This is a genomic window from Nocardioides sp. (assembly GCF_047607365.1).
Classification (GTDB): domain Bacteria; phylum Actinomycetota; class Actinomycetes; order Propionibacteriales; family Nocardioidaceae; genus Nocardioides.
In genome coordinates, this window is record NZ_JASGDD010000130.1 from 1 (window position 1) to 5,970 (window position 5,970).

3 protein-coding genes and 1 pseudogene are annotated in these 5,970 nt (G+C 74.8%); 1 reads left to right on the forward strand and 3 read right to left on the reverse strand.

Annotated features, from left to right (window positions below; all coding sequences use genetic code 11):
* On the reverse strand, nucleotides 1-3,829 hold a 3,829-nt coding region (locus tag QM572_RS10355), incomplete at its 3' end, for an alpha-(1->3)-arabinofuranosyltransferase family protein (RefSeq protein ID WP_415092753.1).
* A 141-nt stretch (nucleotides 3,830-3,970) separates the two neighbouring features.
* Between QM572_RS10355 and QM572_RS10360 the strand changes: the two genes are divergently transcribed.
* Nucleotides 3,971-5,089, forward strand: a complete 1,119-nt coding sequence (locus QM572_RS10360; RefSeq protein WP_415092755.1) for a glycosyltransferase family 4 protein — start codon at nucleotides 3,971-3,973, stop codon at nucleotides 5,087-5,089.
* 130 nt (nucleotides 5,090-5,219) lie between these two features.
* Here the strand turns inward: QM572_RS10360 and QM572_RS10365 are convergent, their stop codons facing one another.
* Together QM572_RS10365 and QM572_RS10370 are read right to left on the reverse strand one after the other, a co-directional pair.
* Entirely contained in the window at nucleotides 5,220-5,381 is a 162-nt protein-coding gene (locus QM572_RS10365; protein ID WP_415092757.1) for a hypothetical protein, read from the reverse strand.
* Nucleotides 5,382-5,499: 118 nt separating this feature from the next.
* Nucleotides 5,500-5,970 (reverse strand): annotated as a pseudogene (locus tag QM572_RS10370) (hypothetical protein); the annotation flags it as partial.

Sequence of the window (5,970 nt, forward strand, 5' to 3'; positions counted from 1 at the left end):
CCGCCACGGCCGCCAGGCCGGGCCAGCCGGTGAGCACCCCGGCGCTGCCGAGCGTGACGAGCACGAGGAGCGGGGCGGGCGCGACGGCGTCGCCGCAGGCGGGCAGCGCGGTGCTCCCCCACCGGCGCCACAGCGTGAGGGCGAGCAGGAGCAGCAGCCCGGCCAGGCCGGCGCCGAGCCCGATGCGGTACGCCGTGTCCGGCCCGAACCGCACCGAGACCGGTCGTCCGCTGCCGTCGGCGATCCAGCCCTGCCGCCAGCCGTCGAGCGTGACCGGCCGCAGCGCGCGGCCGCCCTGGGTGGCGGTCCACCCGGCGTTGACGTTCTCGCGCTGGTCGATCACCGGCGTGCGCGGGTCGGCCTCGATCGTGCGGGTCACCGCGCCGCCGGCGCGCAGCGTCTCGGAGGCGATCGACGGGCGTGACGTCGTACCCGCCGGGCTGGACGGGCCGGCACGGAGGACGAGACCCACCGGGGTCACGGCGTCGGTCGCGGAGACGGTGACGTCGTTCTCGCCGGAGGTGAGGTCGATGTCCGCACAGGGGACGGCGGTGACCTCCTTCATCGCGTAGAGGTCCGCGGGCGAGGCGATCAGCCGCGACGGGGCGGTCCGGCCGCCGACCGTGATGTCCGGGCCCGAGCCGCAGCCCCAGTCCCGCGTCTCGGCGGAGAGGCCGAGAGGGCGGCGGTAGAGGCCGTCGAGGCGGAGCCGGCTGATCCCGACCGGAAGCGCGTTCCAGCCGCCCTGGTCGTCGACCCACGCCGAGGTGCGGCTGCCGGTGACGGTGATCCGGAGCTGGTCGGTCTCCACCGGCTGGTCGAGGTCGGCGTGCCCGTCGGCGTCGAGCGTGGCCCGCTGACTGCCGCCGGGCCAGGTCACCTCGATCGTGGTCGGCTGGCGGGCGGGGGCGGCGTCGGCGACCGAGGCCGTGATGCCGGTGATGGTGCGCGTGCCCACCCAGTGCACCTCGACCGACGGCTCGGTGTCGTCGATGTCGGCGAGCCAGGTCGTGCCGGGCTTGCCGTCGAGTGCGGCGACGATCGAGGCGCGCGGGTCGTCGACGCCGGTGGAAGAGGCGGACGCGCCGGTGAGATAGCCCTCGGTGAGCAGGCTCGTCAGCGCCGTGCCCGGACGGGCGCGGACGGTGAGGGCCCCGGTGTAGCTCGCCGAGCCGGGGAGGGTGACGACGCGCTCGAAGCCGGCCGGCTCCTCCGAGGCCCGGGCGCGCTCGGCGAGGCAGGGGACCTGCTTGCCCAGGGTGACGCAGCCGGTCCGCGCGTCCTGGAGGGCGTGGAGGCTGATCGTGGAGGGCTGCGCCCAGCCCTCGGGGAGCGTCGGCAGCACGAGCTGGCGTCGTACGGAGACGCCGGGGATCGTCACCTCGCTCAGCGCGATCCGGCCGCCGTCGCCCGCGCCGCCGTCGGCGGCCTCCACCCGCACCCAGGTCGTCGTGCCGGCGGGCAGGGCGAAGCCGTGCGTGGCGCCGGGCTCGAACGCGATCGGCTCGCTCACGCCGCCGGCCGTGCGCACCCGCACGGTCGCCGCGCCGACGGCGTCGCCGAGGGTGACCTGCACGCGGGAGGCGGTGATCCGGCGGCCGGCGTCGATCCGCCACCACGGGCTGGCCGACTCGTAGCCGGAGACCCACTGGGTGCCGGGATCGCCGTCGACGGCGGCGAAGGGCAGCTCGCCCTGGACGGAGCCCCCCAGCGCGGTCGCGTCGGAGGCCGAGGACGAGGCCGAGATGGCCCGCGCGCCGACCAGCCGCGCCGTCGTACGCCATCGGGTGCCGTCGCCGAGGGTGTAGTCCTGCACGCGGTTGCCGGTGCGGCGCACGTCGCCGGGCGTGCGGACCGCGGAGGCGGCGTCGTGCACGCGGCCGAAGGTCTGCTCGCGGTCGAGGAGCCCGTCGGTGAGGATGACGTCGCCGGTCGGGACCTTCGACGCGCGGCCGCCGGCGCTGTCGAGGTCGGTGGCGAGCACGGTCGACTCCTCGCCGAGGACGCCCTCATCGGCGAGGTCGAGCAGGTCCTCGGGGCCGCCCACCACGACGGGCGTCGCGTCCGTGGAGACCGGCGCGTCGCCGGCGCCCTCGACGCGGTAGATCTCGATCGCCTGACGGTGCCGGCGCCAGCCGGCGTCGGCGACCAGCCGGCCGGTGCTCGAGGAGACGACCGCGTCGCCGCCGACGTCGGGGCCGAAGGCCTTCACCAGCTCGATGCCGGGCGACGTCGTCAGCGCCTGCACCACCAGCGCGTCCTCCGGGACGTCGTCGTCGGGCACGAGGTCGTTGCGCACCAGCAGCAGCCCGACGCCCGCGCGCCGGAGGTAGGGAGCGAGCCCCGAGGAGCCCTCGCCCTGGGCGAGTCTCGCCTCGACGGCGTCGAGCATCCGGGCGTCGCCGGCGGGCACCAGCGGGACGGCGTTGCGGATCGACCACGAGCTGGCGTCGAGGTACTGCATCGGCTCGTCGTCGGGCGAGCCCCAGAGGTAGTGGCCGAAGGAGGAGCCCGGCAGCAGCAGCGCGACGCCGCTGTCCTGCCCGTCGACCCAGGCAGACGCCTGCGACCAGTACGGCGGGGTGCTCTCCACCGGCGAGGTCGGCGCGATCCTGCCCGCCCAGGCGGGGGTGGCGGCGGCGAAGGCGACCAGGCAGACCAGCGCCGGGAGGCCGCGGCGGACGGCCGGCCGGGCCGCGGAGGCGAGCGCGACGTCCACGGTCCACGCCAGGCCGACGACCAGCGGCAGCCGGATGACCGGGTCGAACTTGTGCAGGTTGCGGATCGCGGCGAGCGGCCCGTCGAGCAGGTCGTTGATCGAGCCCGCGCCCCAGCCGTGCGCGCCCGTCTGGTGGCCGAGCGTGACGAGCAGCAGGCCGGTCAGCAGGCTGAGCAGCAGGAACAGCCGGTGCGGCTGGCCGCGGTGCGCGATGCCCACCAGCCCGAGCCCGACGAGGACGGCGATGTCGAGGGCGAGGAAGCCGGTCGTGACGAGCTGATGCCCGGCCTGCCAGCTGGTGTCGAGGTAGGCGATCCAGTCGGTGGTGCCCCGCAGGGCGTCCGCCACGTTGTTCGCGTACGTCGTGGTGTCGGCGCTCTCGATGAAGTCGAGGAACGGCGGGGAGTAGCGGCCGAGGATCAGCAGCGGCACGACCCACCAGGCGGTGCCGAGCGCGGTGAACGCGGCCCACCAGCCGAGCAGCGACCAGCGCCGCCGGCCGCGGGAGCGGGTGGCCAGCCAGATCACGCCGAGCGGCAGCACGGCCGCGGTGGCGACGGCGTTGATGCCCCCGGCCATGGCGACAGCGAGACCGGCCCACATCCCCGCGCGGCGCGGCGAGCCGCCGCGCGACCCGAGGATCAGCGGCAGGAGCACCCAGGGCGCGATCGCGAACGGCCAGGCCTCGCTCGAGAGCGGCCCGAGCTTGGTCAGCAGCGCCGGCGAGAGCGCGTAGGCGAACCCGGCGACGAGGGCCGCCAGGTCGCGGCGCACCCCGAGGGCACGGACGACCTGCGCGGCGCCGGCGAAGGCGACGCAGAGGACGACGGCGTACCAGAGTCGCTGGACGATCCAGGCCGGGACGCCGAGCACGTGGCCCACGACGAAGAAGGGGCCGGTGGGCCAGAGGTAGCCGTAGGACTGGTCCTGGAGCTGGCCGAAGGAGGTCGTGGACTCCCACAGGTGCAGCGCCCGGCGCAGGAACTCCACCGGCGAGACCGCGAGGTCGAACTTCGTGTCCGAGACGATCAGCCCGGGCGTCTGGACGAACGCGATGCCCACGAGCAGGGCACAGCAGGCCACCAGCCGCAGGTCAGTTCTCCGGCGCACCGGCGCACCCTATCCGACACCCCGACCCGCCCCGGTGTCGGCGAAGAATGTGCGGGACGTCACACCACGACGTACGCTGGCGGCATGGGAGCTCTGGGGAGGGAACCCGTCACTGGCGACGTCCGTGGATGCCACGTGGCGATGTTGTCGTGGCGTGACACCGGCAATCCGGAGGGCGGCGGCGCCGAGCACTATCTCGAGCGCATCGCCCTCGGCCTGGTCGCGCGCGGAGCGCGCGTGACGATCGTGACGGCCGCCTACGACGGCGCCCCGACCCGCGAGCGGCGCGAGGGGATCGACTACCTGCGCCGGGGCGGCAAGCTCAGCGTCTACCTCATGGGCATGCTCGCGCTGCTGACCCGCCGCCTGCCCGGCGGCATCGGCCCCGTCGACCTGGTCGTCGACGTACAGAACGGCATGCCGTTCCTCAGCCGCCTCGTCACCCGGCTCCCGGTCACCGTCCTCGTCCACCACTCCCACCGCGAGCAGTGGCCGGTCGTCTACCCGGGGCTCATGGGCCGGGTCGGCTGGTGGATCGAGTCCCGGCTGGCGCCGCGCCTGTACCGCGCGTGCCAGTACGTCACCGTCTCGCGCGCCAGCCGCGACGAGCTCGTCGCGCTGGGCATCGGCGCCGACCGGATCGCCGTCGTGCACAACGGCACCGACAGCGCAGTCCTCGAGCACCCCACCCGCAGCGAGCAGCCGAGCATCTGCGTGGTCGGCCGCCTCGTCCCGCACAAGCGGGTCGAGCTCGCCATCGATGCCGTGGCCCGGCTGCGCGCGGAGGTCCCGGGCCTGCGGCTGACGATCGTCGGCTCCGGGTGGTGGGAGGACGAGCTTCGCGCGTACGCCGGCGCCCACGCGCCCGCCGACGCCGTCGAGTTCACCGGCTTCGTCGACGAGGAGACGAAGACCGCCGTCTACGAGCGGTCGTGGGCGATGGCGCTTCCCTCGCTCAAGGAGGGCTGGGGCCTGGTCGTCTCCGAGGCCGCGCGGTTCGGCACCCCGACCGTGGCGTTCCGCGCCGCCGGCGGGACGCAGGAGTCGGTGGCGCACGGCGTCTCCGGCCTGCTCGTGGACGACGCCGAGGAGTTCGTGGACGCGCTGCGGACGGTCCTCACCGACGACGTCGAGCGCAAGGAGCTCTCCCAGGGGGCGCTGGCCCACGCCGGCGAGTTCTCCTGGACCCGCTCGACCGACGCCTTCGCCGGCGTGCTCGCAGGCGCGCTCCGGGGCGAGCGCACGGCCGCCACGAACTGATTCGATCCGACCTGACTGATCCGACCGGATCCGACCCGGTCCCCCGGCACGAGCTGAGCCCCGATCCACCTCGCGGTGGATCGGGGCTCAGCTGTCTCTGCGCTGTCTCTGCCTGCCGGCGGCTCTTCGCTCAGCGGGTGCCGTAGGCGATGGTCGTCGCCTTCGACACGTTGCCGGCCGACGGCGGCGCGCTGTCGACCGTCGTGTTCACCACGCCGACGACCGTGACGGTCGCGATGGTCGCGCCCGCGACCACGCTGCCGACGGTCGCGAAGAACCCAAGTCCAAACACGGATCCAAACACTGAATCTCTCCTCCCTGTCCTCCCAGACGAAACGAGCGTATCAGTCGCGGGACGATGTGTGGTCATCGTCACAAATCCCGCGTGCTCCGTTCCGCGTGACTCGTGGCTACCCGCCGAGCCGGACGATCTCCAGCAGCGGCCCGTCGTGCACGACCGCACCCGCGACCTGCGGCGCGTCGCCCGCGTCGCGCTCGACCAGCACCCAGCCGAAGCCCAGGCGCCGCAGGGCGGCGGATCGCTCCTCGGGCGTCGCGAGCTCGAGGGCCGCCGCCGCGCGGCGCGCGGTCGGGTCCTCCCCCGGAACGACCACGCCGCCCACGACCAGGTCGTCGGCGATCGTCGTGTCGACGCGCAGCAGCCGCGCGAGCGGGTCGATGACGGGCGTGCCGTGGTTCCAGGCAGGCGCCCGGTAGTTGCCCAGCGGGAGCAGCAGCGCGTCGCCGTGCCCGGGCGCGACGATGCTCCGCGCGGCCAGCCACTCGGCGGGGTAGTCGCTGGGGCGCAGCGTGCCACGCAGACCCCACGCGGCGTCGGTCATCAGCGCGACCGGGAGCAGGGTGAGCGCGACGGCCAGCGC